The 16,136-nt window shown below is 66.3% G+C and carries 20 protein-coding genes and 1 riboswitch; of the genes, 9 read left to right on the top strand and 11 right to left on the bottom strand.

From position 1 onward, the window contains the following. Nucleotides 1–24: 24 nt before the first annotated feature. Entirely contained in the window at nt 25–609 is a 585-nt protein-coding gene (locus tag ASC89_RS01345) for a HupE/UreJ family protein (RefSeq protein ID WP_244488371.1), read from the bottom strand. Between the two features lie 59 nt (nt 610–668). Continuing rightward, nucleotides 669–872: riboswitch (cobalamin riboswitch) on the bottom strand. A gap of 101 nt (nt 873–973) precedes the next feature. Between ASC89_RS01345 and ASC89_RS01350 the strand changes: the two genes are divergently transcribed. From ASC89_RS01350 to ASC89_RS01360, 3 genes are all read left to right on the top strand, one after another. Then, on the top strand, nt 974–1,321 hold the full coding sequence (locus ASC89_RS01350) for a hypothetical protein (RefSeq protein ID WP_156384453.1): 348 nt from the start codon (nt 974–976) through the stop codon (nt 1,319–1,321). A 66-nt stretch (nt 1,322–1,387) separates the two neighbouring features. Continuing rightward, nucleotides 1,388–2,371 carry a DUF1775 domain-containing protein gene (locus ASC89_RS01355; protein ID WP_055994032.1) on the top strand — a complete coding sequence of 328 codons (984 nt, stop codon included), beginning with the start codon at nt 1,388–1,390 and terminating at the stop codon, nt 2,369–2,371. A gap of 2 nt (nt 2,372–2,373) precedes the next feature. Beyond that, nucleotides 2,374–2,973 (top strand): SCO family protein, encoded by a 600-nt coding sequence (locus ASC89_RS01360; RefSeq protein ID WP_055994034.1) that lies wholly within the window; start codon nt 2,374–2,376, stop codon nt 2,971–2,973. Here ASC89_RS01360 and trmD read toward each other — a convergent pair whose 3' ends face one another. The 5 genes from trmD to ASC89_RS01385 form a co-directional block, all read right to left on the bottom strand. Continuing rightward, nucleotides 2,974–3,654, bottom strand: coding sequence for a tRNA (guanosine(37)-N1)-methyltransferase TrmD (trmD, locus tag ASC89_RS01365; RefSeq protein ID WP_055994036.1), 681 nt, complete (start codon nt 3,652–3,654; stop codon nt 2,974–2,976). Further along, a complete protein-coding gene (gene rimM / locus ASC89_RS01370; RefSeq protein WP_244488372.1) occupies nt 3,651–4,187 on the bottom strand; it encodes a ribosome maturation factor RimM in 537 nt (178 codons plus the stop codon). Before rimM ends, trmD begins: the two co-directional genes overlap by 4 nt. 3 nt (nt 4,188–4,190) lie before the next feature. Further along, entirely contained in the window at nt 4,191–4,586 is a 396-nt protein-coding gene (rpsP, locus tag ASC89_RS01375) for a 30S ribosomal protein S16 (protein WP_055874891.1), read from the bottom strand. A 92-nt stretch (nt 4,587–4,678) separates the two neighbouring features. Further along, the gene (gene ffh, locus ASC89_RS01380) at nt 4,679–6,283 is read right to left on the bottom strand and encodes a signal recognition particle protein (protein ID WP_055994038.1); all 1,605 of its coding nucleotides are present in this window, start codon (nt 6,281–6,283) and stop codon (nt 4,679–4,681) included. 236 nt (nt 6,284–6,519) lie between these two features. Continuing rightward, a complete protein-coding gene (locus ASC89_RS01385) occupies nt 6,520–7,005 on the bottom strand; it encodes a class I SAM-dependent methyltransferase (protein ID WP_162247889.1) in 486 nt (161 codons plus the stop codon). Nucleotides 7,006–7,250: 245 nt separating this feature from the next. Between ASC89_RS01385 and ASC89_RS01390 the strand changes: the two genes are divergently transcribed. From ASC89_RS01390 to ASC89_RS28345, 6 genes are all read left to right on the top strand, one after another. After that, a complete protein-coding gene (locus tag ASC89_RS01390) occupies nt 7,251–7,796 on the top strand; it encodes a DUF2087 domain-containing protein (RefSeq protein ID WP_055994041.1) in 546 nt (181 codons plus the stop codon). Between the two features lie 270 nt (nt 7,797–8,066). After that, complete coding sequence (gene dapF / locus ASC89_RS01395; protein WP_055994043.1) at nt 8,067–8,969, top strand: diaminopimelate epimerase; 903 nt, start codon at nt 8,067–8,069, stop codon at nt 8,967–8,969. Continuing rightward, nucleotides 8,969–10,234 carry a tRNA (N(6)-L-threonylcarbamoyladenosine(37)-C(2))-methylthiotransferase MtaB gene (gene mtaB, locus ASC89_RS01400; RefSeq protein ID WP_055994045.1) on the top strand — a complete coding sequence of 422 codons (1,266 nt, stop codon included), beginning with the start codon at nt 8,969–8,971 and terminating at the stop codon, nt 10,232–10,234. The genes dapF and mtaB overlap by 1 nt, the downstream gene beginning before the upstream one ends. After that, on the top strand, nt 10,234–11,871 hold the full coding sequence (gene ftsY, locus ASC89_RS01405) for a signal recognition particle-docking protein FtsY (protein WP_082533122.1): 1,638 nt from the start codon (nt 10,234–10,236) through the stop codon (nt 11,869–11,871). The genes mtaB and ftsY overlap by 1 nt, the downstream gene beginning before the upstream one ends. Beyond that, complete coding sequence (locus ASC89_RS01410; protein ID WP_055874870.1) at nt 11,868–12,569, top strand: septation protein A; 702 nt, start codon at nt 11,868–11,870, stop codon at nt 12,567–12,569. Before ftsY ends, ASC89_RS01410 begins: the two co-directional genes overlap by 4 nt. Before the next feature lie 282 nt (nt 12,570–12,851). Further along, on the top strand, nt 12,852–13,265 hold the full coding sequence (locus ASC89_RS28345) for a hypothetical protein (protein WP_156384454.1): 414 nt from the start codon (nt 12,852–12,854) through the stop codon (nt 13,263–13,265). Between the two features lie 8 nt (nt 13,266–13,273). On the opposite strand, the gene ASC89_RS01415 is transcribed toward ASC89_RS28345, so the two are convergent. Genes ASC89_RS01415 through ccmA form a run of 5 tightly spaced genes read right to left on the bottom strand, consistent with a single transcriptional unit; the run spans nt 13,274 to nt 16,043 of the window. Continuing rightward, on the bottom strand, nt 13,274–13,813 hold the full coding sequence (locus ASC89_RS01415; RefSeq protein ID WP_055994048.1) for a DsbE family thiol:disulfide interchange protein: 540 nt from the start codon (nt 13,811–13,813) through the stop codon (nt 13,274–13,276). Further along, on the bottom strand, nt 13,810–13,983 hold the full coding sequence (locus tag ASC89_RS28350; protein WP_156384455.1) for a heme exporter protein CcmD: 174 nt from the start codon (nt 13,981–13,983) through the stop codon (nt 13,810–13,812). Before ASC89_RS28350 ends, ASC89_RS01415 begins: the two co-directional genes overlap by 4 nt. Beyond that, complete coding sequence (locus tag ASC89_RS01420; protein ID WP_055994050.1) at nt 13,980–14,744, bottom strand: heme ABC transporter permease; 765 nt, start codon at nt 14,742–14,744, stop codon at nt 13,980–13,982. Before ASC89_RS01420 ends, ASC89_RS28350 begins: the two co-directional genes overlap by 4 nt. A 10-nt stretch (nt 14,745–14,754) precedes the next feature. Continuing rightward, nucleotides 14,755–15,408, bottom strand: coding sequence for a heme exporter protein CcmB (gene ccmB, locus ASC89_RS01425; protein WP_055994052.1), 654 nt, complete (start codon nt 15,406–15,408; stop codon nt 14,755–14,757). Further along, a complete protein-coding gene (gene ccmA, locus ASC89_RS01430) occupies nt 15,405–16,043 on the bottom strand; it encodes a heme ABC exporter ATP-binding protein CcmA (protein WP_244488373.1) in 639 nt (212 codons plus the stop codon). Before ccmA ends, ccmB begins: the two co-directional genes overlap by 4 nt. Nucleotides 16,044–16,136 lie beyond the last annotated feature (93 nt).

The following is a 16,136-nucleotide window of genomic DNA, read 5'->3' on the forward strand; positions in this document are numbered from 1 at the left end:
GTTTCCACTCATGCTGCGAGAGGCTTACAGCCAGCCGGCCAGCACCCCGATGCCGCCCAGCGCGAACACGCCACCGGCCACCTGCGCAGCGGTCTTGCCATACTTGCCGACCAGCTTGGTCACGCCCATTGCCGCGCCGATGCCGGCCGCATGCAGCAACGCGGTCGCAACGATGAAGCCCGCCGCATATTCGAAGCCCGAGGCATCGACCGGCATTTCGGCGCCGTGCGCGTGGCCGTGGAAGATCGCGAACACCCCGACCAATGCCGAGGCTGCCACCACCGGCATCGGCCGACCCAGCGCCGCGGCGCCGCCGATCACCACGCTCGAGAGCGCAATGCCCAGTTCAACGAACGGCACGTCGATCTGCCCGACGCCCAGCAGGAACCCGACCGCCATCATGGCGACGAAGCTCAGCGGCACCAGCCACAGTGCCTTGCCGCCCAGCACATAGGCGAACACGCCCACCGCCACCATGGCGAGGATATGGTCGATCCCGCCGACCGGATGCATGAAGCCGTGCAGGAACCCCGAAGTGTCGCCGTGCCCGGTATGGGCAAAGGCCGCCGTCGGAACGGCGATGAGCAGAAGGGCCAGAAGCGCGCGCATAAATATCTCCATCTCGGGACCCGCCGTCCCGTAGCGTTTTTCATGTTCGATGGTCCCGGTTTGGGTCACCACCGGACGGCCGGTCTCCTGGCTCCGGGCACCTCTCACTCCACCTTCCCAGTCGCAAACCAGTGGCACGCTGAGTGAAAAGTCAGGCCCGTTACAGTCGCGGGGGCGGCGCCGGCATCGGCCAATGGCCTACCGGCTTCCCGTTTCACGCGGCCCCGAAAAGCGGGTCGCGCACCGTCGCGCTATCTCTGTCAGGTTCCACCGGTGAGTTCAATCGCCCGCCCGCGCATTTGCCGCATGACGCGGCAGCCCCGGCTGCGCTAAAGGGTCTTGTCGTCCAACGGGGTCGTTGCCGGTGCTCAACGCGCGAAACATGGGAAGAGAGCTGCTGCACGCGCTTGTCGTGCTCGCCCTGGTTTTCCTCAGTTTCGCTCACGCCCCGGTGGCTACCGCATCCGCCGGCCCCGACACCCTCACCGCCGCGCTCGACATGAGCTATTGCGGGGACACCCCGGATGACCCCAAGGCGCACGCCCCCTGCCACGCCTGCCGCATCGGCGGGGCTGACCTGCCGCCGCCCTGCGACATCGCTATCCCGGTGGCGATGCTGGCAGATGTCGCCTATGGCGCGCTTCCCATCCTGCATCTGCCGGCCGAGCCGCTGGGCACTGCCACCGCCCGCGGACCACCCGCCTCCGTCTGATCGATCGTAGCCCATTATCGATTTGCTGCGCGCCCGCTACGGCCGCAGCCAACAGACGAGAGTCAGATGCACACCACATCCCGCATCGCCGCATTGGCGGCTTCTACCCTCATGCTCGCGAGCCCGGCCTTCGCCCATGCCACGCTCACCCCGGCCAGCGCCGCCAACGGCGCGACCGTCAAGGTCGCCATTGCCATCCCGCATGGCTGCGATGGCGCCCCCACCGACACGGTCAGCATCGTGCTGCCCGAAGGTTTCGTATCGGCCAAGCCGATGGTGAAAGCCGGCTGGACCGTCGAGATCACCAAGGGCGACTACCAGAACAGCTACCAGGTGCATGGCCAGCCGGTGACCTCCGGCGCCCTCGCCGTCAGCTGGGCCGGTGGCTCGATCCCCGACGACCAGTTCGACGAATTCGTCGTCCAGGGCTCGCTACAAGGCTTTGACGCCGAAACCAGCCTGCCGTTCGTCGTGACGCAGAAATGCGGCGCCGCCTCGGTGGTCTGGGACCAGATCGCTGCCCCCGGCGAGAACGCCCACGCCCTCGAGCATCCGGCTCCCACCCTCGCCGTCACCACTGCGGCTGCCGGCGAGCATGACCACGGCGCCATGAGCATGGCCGCTCCGGCCGCGGTGAGCATCGGCAATCTCGAGATCAGCGGCGGCTTCTCTCGCGCCACCCTCCCCAATGCGCCGGTTGGCGGCGGCTATCTCACCATCACCAACAAGGGCGGCGAAGCCGATCGCCTGGTCAGCGCTGCCTCGCCGGTCACCGGCGTGGTCCAGATCCATCAGATGAAGATGGAGGGCGACCTGATGAAGATGAACGAGTTGCCCGAGGGCGTCGAAATCCCGGCCGGCGAAACCGTCACCCTGGCGCCGGGCGGCCTCCACATCATGTTCATGCAGCTCGCCCAGCCGCTGGTGGAGGGGACAAAGATCCCGTTGACCCTCAACTTCGAGAAGGCCGGCAGCGTCGAGGTGGAACTCAGCGTCGAGAGCCCGGCCGCCAAGGGTCCGGCTGAAGACCACTCGATGCACGGTGGCTGACCATGAGCGCCATAACCTCGCGCCTCCGCCTCGCGCTCTGGGCTCTGGTCGCGCTGGCGGCAGTGGCGGCAACGCTGCTGTTCTTCGTCACGCGGCCCGCCCCGGAAAGCGGCGGCATCGGCGGCGGCAGCTATGCCCTCGTCGATCAACGCGGCAACCCGGTCGATCAGTCCATGCTGGTCGGCCAGCCCTCGCTGCTGTTCTTCGGCTATACCCATTGCCCCGACGTCTGCCCCACCACCATGGGCGAGATGGCGGGCTGGTTCGCCGACCTCGGCGACGAGGCCGAGAACCTCAAGGCCTTCTTCGTCACGGTCGATCCCGAGCGCGACACCCCCGAAATCCTCAATGGCTATGTCAGCTGGGTGTCCGACCGGGTGACCGGCGTCACCGGCAAGCCCGAGGAGATCGCCAGGATGGTCAAGGCCTGGAAGGTGCTGGGCCAGAAGGTGCCGGGAGAAGGCTCCGATTACACCATGAACCACACCGCTTCGGTGTTCCTCGTCAACGCCCAGGGCGGCTTCGAAGGCACCATCGCCTACCAGGAGGACGCGACCACCGCCCTCGCCAAGATCAGGAAGCTGCTCGGCAAGTCGGCCTGATCAGGTGAGCAAATCCGGCCGGCGCGCCCGTGTGAGCCTCTCGCTCTCGGCGCGCCGCCACTTCTCTACCTTGCCGTGGTCGCCCGAGGTCAGCACCTCAGGGATCTCGCGCCCCTCAAACAGCTGCGGCCGGGTGTATTGCGGGTATTCCAGCAGCCCATTCTCAAAACTCTCGTCGGCATGGCTTTCCGCCGCTCCCAGCACCCCGGGAAGCAGCCGCACCACCGCTTCGAGCAGCACCATGGCGGCGACTTCGCCGCCGGCCAGCACATAGTCGCCGATCGAGATTTCCTCGAGTTGCCTCGCCTCGATCACCCGCTGGTCGATCCCCTCGAACCGCCCGCAGACGATCACCGCCCCCGGTCCCGCCGCCAGCTCGCGTACCTTGGCCTGCGTCAGCGGTGTGCCGCGCGGCGACATCAGCAGCCGCGGCCGCGCGTCGCCTTCCGGCGACACCGCATCGATCGCCTTGGCGAGGATATCCGGTTTCAGCACCATGCCGGCGCCGCCGCCCGATGGGGTATCGTCCACCGTCCGGTGCCGGTCGGTGGCGAAATCCCTGAGCTGGGTGGTCTCGAGGCTCCACCGCCCATCCGCCATGCCACGGCCGATCACCGAGGCGCCGAGCGGGCCTGGGAACAGTTCCGGAAACAGCGTGATGATCGAAGCCGAAAAGCTCAATCGGGTTCTTCTTCGCCCGGCTCCGCCTCGATCGGCGGATCGATCAAGAGGTACCCATCGGCGACCCGCACCTCCGGCACCACGGCCTTCGAGAACGGATAGAGATAGGTATCGCCCGAGCGGGGGTCGCGGATTTCGAGCAGGTCACCGGCGCCGAAATTCGGCACCGCCATCACCTCGCCGATCTCCGAGCCGTCGGCCAGCCGGGCTTTCAGCCCGATCAGGTCGGCATGGTAGAAATCGTCGTCGTCGGTGTCGGGCAGCAGCGCGCGGTCGACATAGAGTTCGACCCCGTTCAGCTTTTCCGCCGCGTTGCGGTCGTTGACCCCCTCGAGCCGCGCCACGAGCACATTGGTCGTGGTGCGAGCCGCGAGGATCTTGATGGTGAGGCCCGGCTTGTTGGTCGAAAGCGGGCCATAGGACGCCAGCGCCAGCGGGTCCTCGGTAAAGGACTGGATGCGCACTTCGCCCTTGATCCCATGGGCCGCGCCGATGCGGCCCATGAGGAGCTTGTTGTCGCCCGCTTGCGCCACGGCTTACTCGGACGCGGCTGCTTCGGCGGCGGCCGGCGCCGGCGCAGCGTCGGCAGCGGCCTTGTCGGCGACAGCCTTGGCCTTGGCTTCGGCGCGCTCGGTCGCCTTCTTGCCCGGCACGGCCTTCTCGGGGTTGTTGCGCGCTTCGCGCTTCAACAGGCCGGCGGCGTCGAAGAAGCGCGCCACGCGGTCGGTCGGCTGGGCGCCGACGCTCAGCCAATGCTGCACGCGCTCGGTCACCAGAGTGACGCGCTTGTCCTTGTCGGCGAGCTTGGGATCGTAGTTGCCGATCTTCTCGATGAAGCGGCCGTCACGCGGCGAACGGGCGTCGGCGACGACGACGTGGTAGTAGGGGCGCTTCTTGGTGCCGGCGCGGGCAAGGCGGAGTTTCAGCGACATTCTTCAGTCCTTCGTATGATCAGTCGTTTCGTTTGGTCGCGCTCTCGAACCGCAAAAGTCTGCAACTTTTGCTGATCACGCTTCCGGTGGGGTTATTTCTTTTTCGGCACGAAGCCGCCGCCGAGGCCGGGAAGGCCAGGGAAGCGCGCCGCGCCGCCAAGCCCGGGAAGTCCCGAGCCGGATTTCAGCAGCTGGCCGACATCGGTCGGCAGCTTGTTCTGGGTGAGCTGTTTCGGCACCTCGGCCTGCTGCGGCATCGATGCGGGGTCGATCCCCATGCGCCGCGCCAGCTGCTCGAGTTCCTTGGGGTCCATGGTCGAGGGGTCGGGCATGTTGCCGAGCCCCGGCATCATGCCGCCCATCTTGCCGCCGAACATGCCGGCGAGCGAGCCCATGCCGCCCTTCGACACCTTCTTCATCATGTCCGCCATCTGGCGGTGCTGCTTCATCAGCTTGTTGACGTCTTCGACCTTGGTGCCCGAGCCATTGGCGATGCGGATGCGCCGCTTGGCGTTCAACAGTTCCGGGTTCGCCCGCTCCGCCTTGGTCATCGAGTTGATGACGGCGATCTGCCGGTCGAACACCTTCTCATCGACATTGGCGCCCGCCATCGCCTTCTTCATCTGGTTCATGCCGGGCATCATGTTCATGAGCGAGCCCATGCCGCCCATCTTCTTCATCTGCAGCAGCTGATTGCGCAGGTCCTCGAGGTCGAAGACGCCCTTCTTGAGCTTCTTGGCCATCTTGGCCGCATCTTCGGCCGTGACGTTCTGCGCCGCCTTCTCGACCAGGCTGACGATGTCGCCCATGCCGAGGATGCGGTCGGCGATACGCGAGGGATGGAAATCCTCGAGCGCATCGAGCTTTTCACCGGTACCGATCAGCTTGATCGGCTTGCCGGTGGCGGCCCGCATCGACAGCGCCGCGCCGCCACGGCCATCGCCGTCGACACGGGTGAGCACGATTCCGGTGATATCGACGCGCGCATCGAACGAGCGCGCCAGGTTCACCGCGTCCTGGCCGGTCAGCGCATCGGCGACGAGCAGGATTTCATGCGGATCGGTCGCGGCCTTCACCGCTGCCGTCTCTTCCATCAGCTCTTCGTCGATATGGGTGCGACCCGCCGTATCGAGGATCAGCACGTCGTAGCCGCCGAGCTTGCCCTCGCGCTGCGCGCGTTTGGCAATATCGACCGGCTTTTCGTTCAACTGGATCGGCAGGGTATCGACGCCGATCTGCTCGCCGAGCACGCGCAGCTGCTCTTTCGCCGCCGGACGGCGATCGTCGAGCGAGGCCATCAGGACCTTCTTGCCCTGCCGCTCCTTCATGCGCTTGGCGAGCTTGGCCGAAAGCGTCGTCTTGCCGGCGCCCTGCAGGCCCACCATCAGCATGGTCATCGGCGGAGTGGTCGAGAAGTCGATCGGCACCTGCGTCTCGCCGAGCACCTTGACCAGCTCGTCGTGGACGATCTTGACCACCTGCTGGCCCGGCGTCACCGAACGGGTGACCTCGGCGCCGACGGCGCGCTCGCGCACCTGCTCGACAAAGGCCTTCACCACCTCGAGCGAAACGTCGGCCTCGAGCAGCGCCCGGCGCACTTCGCGCAGCGCCGCATCCACGTCGCTCTCGTTAAGTGCGCCGCGGCCCCGAAGACCCTCGAAGATTTTCCCAAGCCGGTCGCTAAGGCTTTCGAACATTTTGGTTCCTTTGGTTCCGCAGCATCCCTGCCCCGGACCCGGAGATAGGTAGTCTTGGCCGTTCCTGCCATCCGAAGGTGGCAGCATCCGCGCAAACGCCAAACCCACCCGAGGGCGCATCGCGCTGTCGGGTGTTAGCCTCCGGGATCTCTTTATACCTTTGCGGGTCCCGGTCGGCAGTCAGGCGTTTGAACCTGATGAAGTGCGGCGGTCGATAGAGCGGAAATGCGGCCGAGTCAAGGAACGCGCTCGGCGCGCACCGCCACCATGCCCTGTCCCAGTTCGGTGTCGACGCGGAAGCCGACGCCCGCGAGAGCCGCAGCGGCCGCCATGGCGAAACGGTCTGCCGTGCGGATCGCCGGCGCTTCCAGCACCAGCACCACCCGGCCACCCGGCTTGATCACGTCGCCGAGCTTTCTGGCCCAGCCGCGATCCGCATGGCGCGGAAAATCGACGTTCACTGCGAAGGCCGCATCCAGCGTGCCAAGATCGAGCGTCTCGAAATCGCTCTCGAACGCGGTCAGCCGCCCAACCCCCTCGTTCCGCTTGATGCAGGCCGCCACCATCTTGCCCGACCGGTCGACGGCCACGACATCGGCGCCCGCCGCCAGCACCAGCCCGGTGGCGATGCCGTGCCCGCAGCCGATCTCCAGCACGGCTTCGCCGGCCTTCGGGGCCAGCAGTTCCACCGCCCAGCGATGACGTCTCGCGATTTCCGCCAAGCGACTCCCCCTTCGTACCCGCCCAGAACTAGCCCGCCCGAAGGTGACCTGAACATGGCCGTTGCCGGCTTTCCCCAGCAGCGCTACATCTTGGCCGGGTCCGCAGTTCACCCAGGCGTCGCCGCCCCATCCGGGGAGCTAAACCTGCCTCATAGCCGAGATCAGCACTTATCCCCGTGCCGCCTCGCAAGCCGGCGACCGCGAACCTTCCTCCGGGGAGTTCGGCACGACGAGGATGAGTTGTGATGACCAGAACTGCTGTCCCCCTGCGGGTGGATGACCTCTCCCCCTTCGCCAAGACGCTCCGCCACGCGCTGACCCAGCACGAGGGCGTACCGAGCCATGTCGAACTCCTGAACCTCATCGCCAAGGCGGCGGGGTTCGCCAACTACCAGCACCTGCGCGCCGATGCCGGCACCGCCGGCCGCCTCGCCGCCGCCGCCGAGCCCACGCCGCCGGCCGACCTCAGCCAGGTCGAAAAGGCGGCGCGCCATTTCGATGCCGAGGGCGTGCTGATGAGCTGGCCGGCGCGGCTCAACCTCCAGACCCTCAGCCAATGGGTGTTCTGGTCGCGTATCCCGCCCGAGACGGTGTTTTCCGAGCGCGAGATCAGCGAACTGATCCGCCACTGGCACGATTTCGGCGACCACGCCCTGATCCGCCGCGCCATGGTCGATGCGAAAATGCTCGAACGCACCGTCGATGGCCGCGAATACCGCCGCATCGAACGCGCCCCGCCCCCGGAACTGAAACCGCTGCTGGCGCATCTGGCGGCACGGGTAGGCGCCTGACGCAACCACCGGCGCACGTGGCCCCACCCCACCCTTGATCCCTCCCCATCGAGGGGAGGGAGACGCGCTGGATGGTTTAGTGAACCGGCCCCCTCCCTCCCCTCTGATGGGGAGGGTAGTGCAGCTTGGCGCTCGCAATCGCGAGGGCCTAGCGGAACTGGGTGGGGTGGGGCTGCTTGCACCATATATCCGGGACTCACCCCCGCCACTGGCAATTTCGTGTCAGTTCCGCCATATACAGCCTCAACTGAGACCCAGCAGGTCAGGCCCATGTCCACCGCCCCATTCCTCAAGATGAACGGGCTCGGCAACGAGATCATCGTCGCCGACATGCGCGGCCGTGCCGATCGCATCACCCCGGCGGCTGCCGTCGCCCTCAATGCCGACCCGGCTACCAAGTACGATCAGATCATGGCCATCCATGATCCACGCACCCCCGGCACCGCCCACTATATCGAGATCATCAACTCCGATGGCTCGCTGGCCCAGGCCTGCGGCAACGGCATGCGCTGCGTCGTCCAGGCGCTGAGCGCCGAGACGGGAGAAAAGCACTTCGTCTTCGAGACCCTCGCCGGCATCCTCACCGGTGACGAGCATCCGGATGGCTCAATCACCGTCGATATGGGCAAGCCCCGCTTCGGCTGGGAAGAGATCCCGCTGGCCGAGGAATTCTACGATACCACCGGCATCGAGCTGCAGATCGGACCGATCGATGCGCCGATCCTCCACACCCCGTCGGTCGCCTCGATGGGCAACCCGCACGCCACCTTCTGGGTCGAGGACGATGTCGGCAACTACGCGCTCGATCGCTTCGGCCCGCTGCTCGAGAACCATCCGATCTTCCCCGAGCGCGCCAATATCTCGATCGCCCAGGTGGTGGCGCCCGATCACATTATCCTCAGGACCTGGGAGCGCGGCGCCGGCCTGACCCGGGCCTGCGGCACCGCCGCCTGCGCCGCGCTGGTCAACGGCGCCCGTACCCATCGCACCGGCCGCAAGGCCACGGTGACCCTGCCCGGCGGCGATCTCGTCATCGAATGGCGCGCCGACGACCACGTGCTGCTCACCGGCCCGGCCGAGTTCGAATTCTCCGGCAGCTTCGAGCCGTTCACCGGTAGCTGGCGGCGCGATCAGGACTCCAGCCAGATTTCGACCGCTCAGGTCTCGGCCTGATGTCCATCGAAACCCTGACCTTCGGCTGCCGCCTCAACGCCTATGAAGGCGAAGTGATGAAGGCCGAGGCGGAAAAGGCCGGACTCGACAACACCATCATCATCAACACCTGCGCCGTAACCTCCGAAGCGGTCAGGCAGGCCAAGCAAGCCATCCGCAAGGCCAAGCGCGACAATCCCGAGCGCCGCATCATCGTCACCGGCTGCGCCGCGCAGACCGAGGCCCGCAGCTTCGGCGATATGGCCGAGGTCGACCTGGTCATCGGCAATGCCGACAAGCTGAAGGCGGAAAGCTATGCTCCCATAGCATTCGGCTTGCCGCTCAACGACAAGGTGCAGGTCAACGACATCATGAGCGTGCGCGAAACCGCCGCGCACCTGATCGAGGGCATGGATGGCCGGGCCCGCGCCTTCGTCCAGGTGCAGAACGGCTGCGACCATCGCTGCACCTTCTGCATCATCCCGTTTGGCCGCGGGCCGTCGCGCTCGGTGCCGATGGGTCTCGTGGTCGAGCAGATCAAGAAGCTGGTCGGCAACGGTTATCGCGAGGTCGTGCTCACCGGCGTCGATATCACCTCTTACGGCCCCGACCTGCCGGGCACCCCGACGCTGGGCAAGCTCACCCAGCAGATCCTCCGCCACGTCCCCGACCTGCCGCGGCTGCGCATTTCGTCGATCGATTCGATCGAGGCCGACCCGGCCTTCTATGACGCCATAGCGTCCGACCGCCGACTGATGCCGCATCTGCATCTCAGCCTGCAGTCCGGCGACGACATGATTTTGAAGCGCATGAAGCGCCGCCACTCGCGCAGCGAGGCGCTGGAGGTGGTGGCAAAGCTCCGCTCGCTCCGCCCCGATATCGTCTTCGGCGCCGACATCATCGCCGGCTTCCCCACCGAGACCGACGAGATGTTCGAGAACTCGCTGAGCTTCGTCACCGAGGCCGAACTCACTTACCTGCACGTCTTCCCCTATAGCCCGCGTCCCGGCACGCCTGCGGCGCGCATGCCGCAGGTCGATGGACGGACCGCCAGGGCGCGCGCCGCGCAGCTCCGCGCCGTCGGTGAAACCCAGTACGAGAAGCTGGCGCTGTCCCGCATCGGCATGGTCGAGAACGTGCTGATCGAAAAGGACGGCATCGGCCGGCAGGAGCAGTTCGTCACCTGTTCATTGCCGGGTCATCTGCCGGGAGAAATCGTACCCGCCCGTATTACCCATTTCGCCAATGGCAACCTCGTCGGCGAAGCACTGAGGTCCGCAGCCTGATGGCCGAGCAAAAGAAAAAAGGCTTCTTCCAGCGCCTGTTCGGCGGCGGCGACAAGCCAGCTCCGACCCCGCCGCCGGAGCACAGCGTCGCCGAGGAACTTGAAGCCGACATCGTCCTCGACGAAGTGGTCGAAGCCGCTCCGCTGGTGCTGCCGCCCGATCAGGAGATCGCTCTCGAAGAGGCGATGCACGAGGCCGGCCTGCTGATCACGCCGGACGCGCCGCCGGCGCCGCCGGAGCCGCCTGCCGAGCCCGAGCCCACCGTCGAGGACGAGCTGGTCGCCGACATCATCCTCGACGACATCGTCGAGGCCGCGCCGCTGGTCCTGCCACCCGACCAAGAGATCGCTCTCGAGGAGGCGATGCACGAGGCCGGCGAGCTGGTCACGCCCGAGGCGCCGCCGGCCCCGCCCGAGCCGCCGGCTGAGCCCGAGCCGTCCGTCGAAGACGAACTCGTCGCCGACATCATCCTCGATGACATCGTCGAGGCCGCGCCACTCGTCCTGCCGCCCGATCAGGAGATCGCCCTCGAGGAGGCGCTGCACGAAGCCGGCCAGACCATTGAAGGTCCACCGACCGATACCGGCTCCGAGCCGCCGGCCGGCCCACCTGAGGCCACCCCCGCTTATATCGAAGAGGTCGAGGAGCAGCAGGCGCCCGAACCGGCGCCGGTTCTGCCGGTCCCGGTCCCCGCCGCTCCCGCCGAACCGCCGAAAAAGCAGAATTGGCTGCAGCGCCTCGCCTCCGGGCTGAAGCGTTCCTCCGATCAGCTCACCGGTTCGATCGCCGCGGTCTTCACCAAGAAGAAGCTCGATCAGGCGATGCTCGATGACCTCGAGGACATCCTGATCCAGTCCGATTTCGGCGTCGACATGGCGACCGACGTCACCGAGGCGCTGCGCCGCGACCGCTTCGATCGCGACATCAGTTCCGACGAAGTGCGCGACGTGCTGGCGACTGAGATCGTCAAGGTGCTGGAGCCGGTGGCCCAGCCGCTGCTCATCGATGCCGGCACCAAACCCTACGTCATCCTGATGGTCGGAGTGAACGGCACCGGCAAGACCACCACCATCGGCAAGCTCGCGAGCCTCTATGGCGCGCAAGGCAAGAGGGTGATGCTCGCCGCCGGCGATACCTTCCGCGCCGCGGCCATCGAGCAGCTGCAGGTCTGGGGCGAGCGCACCGGCGCTCCGGTCGTCACCAAGCCCGCCGGCTCCGACGCCTCCGGCCTCGCCTACGAGGCAGTGGAGCGCGCTAAGGCCGAGGGCGCCGACATCCTGATCATCGATACCGCCGGCCGGCTGCAGAACCGCGACGAGCTGATGAGCGAGCTCGAAAAGATCATCCGCGTCATCAAGAAGGTCGAACCGTCGGCGCCGCATGCGACGCTTCTCACCCTCGACGCTACTACCGGCCAGAACGCCCTTAATCAGGTCGAAATCTTCGGCAAACGTGCCGGCGTCACCGGCCTGGTGATGACCAAGCTCGATGGCACGGCGCGCGGCGGCATTCTCGTCGCCATTGCTCGCAAGTTCGCCCTGCCCGTGCACTTCATCGGTGTCGGTGAAGGCGTCGACAATCTAGAGGCGTTCGCAGCGCGCGACTTCGCCGCCGCGATCGCAAGGACCGCAGAATGACCGAAGAGACCAAAGACGCCGAAGTGAACTGGGCGGAGCTGCGTCCGCAGCTGATCCGCATCGGGCTGGAGATCGGCCCGCTGCTGATCTTCTTTATCTGCACCACGTTCGGTGAGAGCTGGCTCGATGCCAGCCCGGCGCTGCGCTCGATGTTTGCGAGCCCGATCATCTTCGCCACCGCGCCGTTCATGGTCGCCATGGTGATCTCGCTGGGGATTTCCTGGCTGGTGTTCAAGCGCGTCGCGGTGATGCCGCTGGTGACGCTGATCGTCGTCCTGATCTTCGGCACGCTGACCCTGCTGCTGCAGGATTCGATGTTCATCAAGATCAAGCCGACCATCGTCAACTCGCTGTTCGGCGCCACCCTGCTCGGCGGGCTGGTGTTCGGCCAGTCGCTGCTGAAATACGTGTTCGGCGAGGTCTACCACCTGCAGCCCAAGGGCTGGCAGGTGATGACCATGCGCTGGGGGCTGTTCTTCTTCCTCCTCGCTGCGCTGAACGAGTTCGCCTGGCGCGGCTCGAGCCTGTTCTTCACCGACCCTGACGCGGCCGACAAGTTCTATGCCGGCTTCAAGCTCTGGGCGGTGATGCCGATCACCATCGTCTTCTCGATGATGCAGCTGCCGCTCCTCACCAAGTATGCCGCCGACCCCAAGCAGCCCATCGAGGTCATCCCCCCGATGGACCCGCTGCCTTGATTTCTCAGACGCCGGTGGCTGTGGCCCCCCACCCTTGATCCCTCCCCGCAAGGGGGAGGGAGGAGTACGATGCATTGCTGAAAGTCGACCCGACCGCTTGCTTCCACTATGCATCAGGCACGCGCTCCTGCTGCGGCTCGGAATCCGCGTCATAGATCGGATCGCCCGACAGCGTGGTGATGCGGGTGATGCCATAGGCCGGGGTCTTGTAGCCGTCTGCTCCGGCATGACGTAGCGATCCGCGGCGAACAGCCCGTCGGCATCGATCCTGACGAAGCCCTGGTGCACCAGGCGGTCGCGGACCTCCTCGGGCACATTGTCGTCGGTGAAGGCTCGAGCGATCACGTCGAACAGCGTATCGTCGGTCCGCCGGCCGGAGGTCCCGCTCGCCTCGACTTCCGGGGTATCGGGATCATCGTCACCGAACTGCACCCAATCGACCTTGCCGATCTCATGGTGCTCGCGGTCGAACACGCGCATGCCCTGCTCGACGAAACGCAGGCTGGAACTGGTTTGCATGGTGTCTCTCCTCAGTTGAGCGCTTTCAGGAAAAGTTGCAGACTTTTCCGGTTCGAAAGCGCGATGAATCAAAGACGTGGAGCGTTTCGTCGTTCACCAGAACGTCGAAATGCTCCTGCGCCGCTTGAGGCGGTAGAGGAAGAATGTGCGTTGGTCGGCGGAAGTTCCCGACCTTAGCCGTTGGTTCAGCCCGCTTTGGCCTTCTCGATCGCCGGGATCACTTCCCTTTCCAGCGAATCCGGCGAGATCGGCCCGACGTGCTTGAAGGTGATCACCCCCGCCGCATTGACGACGAAGGTCTCCGGCACGCCATAGACGCCCCAGTCGATCGACACCCGGTTGTCGGCGTCACCGCCGATCCGCTGGTACGGGTTGCCCAGTTCGGTGAGGAACGCCACCGCGTTTTCCGGCGCATCCTTCTGGTTGATGCCGAAGATGCGCACTCCGGTCTCGGCCTTGAGCCGCTCGAGCAGCGGATGTTCCTCGCGGCACGGAATACACCAGCTGGCGAACACGTTGACCACTGTCACCTCGCCCTCGAGCGTGGCGGTATCGAACCCCTCGACCCCGGTGCCGGCCACCGCCGGCAAGGCAAAGGCCGGCGCTGGCTTGTTGATCAGCACCGAGCGCACCAGGCTGGGGTCGCGATCCATGTTCAGCGCGAACACCGCAACCAATCCCACCAGCAGCAGCAGCGGCAAGACCGCGAGGAGAATACGCTTCAACGCTTGCTCTCGTCCGAACGGCGGCGGATGCCCGCCTTGTCGAGCGCCTTGAGCCGGGCATCGACCCTGACCGAGTCCCAGACCACATAGGCGACCAGCGCCACTGTCAGCACTGCCACCCCGACATAGGCCCAGGCGATGAATTCGATATGCGCGCCATCTCCGATCACTTGGCAACCCCTTGCAAGGCAGCCTGCCGGCTCAACGTCTCGGCCCGGCGGCGCAATATCTCGGTCCGCATCCGCACCACCTGCAAGAGGGCGAACAGCAGCGTGAAGGCCAGCATCATCACCAAGAGCGGCGTCAGGATCGAGCCCGGCATCTTCGGGCCATCCTTGGTGAAGACGCTCGCCGGCTGGTGCAGGGTGTTCCACCAATCGACCGAGAACTTGATCACCGGGATGTTCAGCGCCCCCACCAGCGTCACGATGGCGATGATCCGCCCGGCCTTCAGCTGGTCGTCGAACGCCCGCCACAGCGCGATGATGCCGAGATAGATCAACAGCAGCACCAAGGTCGAGGTCATCCGCCCGTCCCATTCCCAGAACGTGCCCCAGGTCGGCCGGCCCCAGAGCGAGCCGGTGTAGAGCGCCAGTGCGGTAAACACGGCACCAAGCGGCGCCGCCGCCTTGTTGGCGACATCGGCCAGCGGGTGCCGCCACACCAGGGTGCCGAGCGCCGAAACCGCCATCACCCCATAGACCAGCTGGCTCAGCCAGGCGTTCGGCACGTGCACGTACATGACGCGCACCATGTCGCCCATCTGGTAGTCCTCGGGCGAGTTGAAGAAGGCGAACCAGAGGCCGATGGCAAAGCTGAGCCCGGTGGCGATGGCCAACGGCCAGATCAGGTAACGCGACCAGGCGAGAAACTGCCCCGGATGCGCCAGGCGGCTGAACCAGTTGGGTTGTTTGACGGTATCGACAGACATGGCGTTCGCTCTATTCCCCGGCCACGCGCAAGGCAAGCGCAGCCGCGAAAGGTGAGAAGGCCGTCACCACGAGGCTCAAGGCAATGAGGAACAATGTCGCGCCACTGCCGGCGAGCGGATCCATCATCCCCACCCCGAAGATCATGATCGGGATCGACAGCGGCAGGATCAGCACCGGCGCGATCAGCCCGCCGCGCCTCAGCCCCACCGTTACCGCGGCGCCCAGCGCCCCAAAGCTCACCAGCGCCGGCGTGCCGATCAGCAAAGCCAGCACCGTCTGCCCCCATTGCGCCCATGACATCGACAGCAGCAGCGCCAGCACCGGCGTCGCCAAGAGCAGCGGCAGCGCCGTCATCAGCCAATGCGCAATCACTTTTGCGGCAACCACCGCTTCGAGCGGCAGGCCGGCGTGCCGCAGCAGGGTGAGCGAACCATCCTCGTCATCGTTGCGGAACAACCGGTCGAGCCCCAGCAGCATCGAGAGGAACGCCGCGATCCACACGATCCCCGGCGCCAGCCGGGTCAGCTGCGGCCGGTCCGGCCCGATGGCGAACGGCACGATCACCGCCACCATGACGAAGAACAGCACCAGCGTCAGCGCCTCGCCGCCAGCCCGGAACGCCAGCTTGAGGTCGCGCCCGATCAGGGCCCGGAAGGCGCTCATGCCGCGCCTCCGAGGATCAGCGTCTCGACCCCGGCCTGGTCGGTGAGCGGCAGGTCATGGTGGGTTGCGACCACCGCGATGCCGCCACGCCCCCGATGCGCATCGATCAGCCGGCCGAGCAGCGCCTCGCCCTCGGCGTCGAGCGCCGCGCTCGGCTCATCCAGCAACCAGATCGGCCGCGCGCTGACCAAGAGCCGCGCCAGCGCCAGGCGCCTCAGCTGCCCCGATGAGAGGTACCCCGCCTCCAGCACGCCGAGCCCGCCGATGCCGACGGCGTCCAGCGCCGCTGCGACCGTCAGGCCGTTCGCCCCGTTCATCGCCTGCCAGAATTTGAGGTTCTCGCTGACCGTCAGGCGCCCCTTGAGCCCGCTCTGGTAGTTGAGGAGGTGCAACTCGGTGCGCTCCGCCCCGGCGATCGTCCCCGCGTCCGGCCGCACGATTCCGGCCAGCGCCAGCAGCAGTGTCGACTTGCCCACCCCGTTCGGGCCGCGCAGCAGCAGCACCCCGCCGGGCCGAAGCTCGAACTGCAGATCGGCGAACAGCAGCCGCTCGCCACGCCGCACGGTGAGGCCGCTGACGCTCAGCTGCGGGTGAAAGGCCTCGGAAACGGGCAGCGGCTGGTTCATGGCCGCCATGCCTAATGAACCCAAGTGACCACTGGCAAGCGTCATGTAGTTTCTCTATAAGCCAGCGCTAGATTGGAATGCTTCCAGTCAGACGACCTCTGC

It is taken from the genome of Devosia sp. Root413D1, from assembly GCF_001425235.1.
Lineage (GTDB): Bacteria > Pseudomonadota > Alphaproteobacteria > Rhizobiales > Devosiaceae > Devosia_A.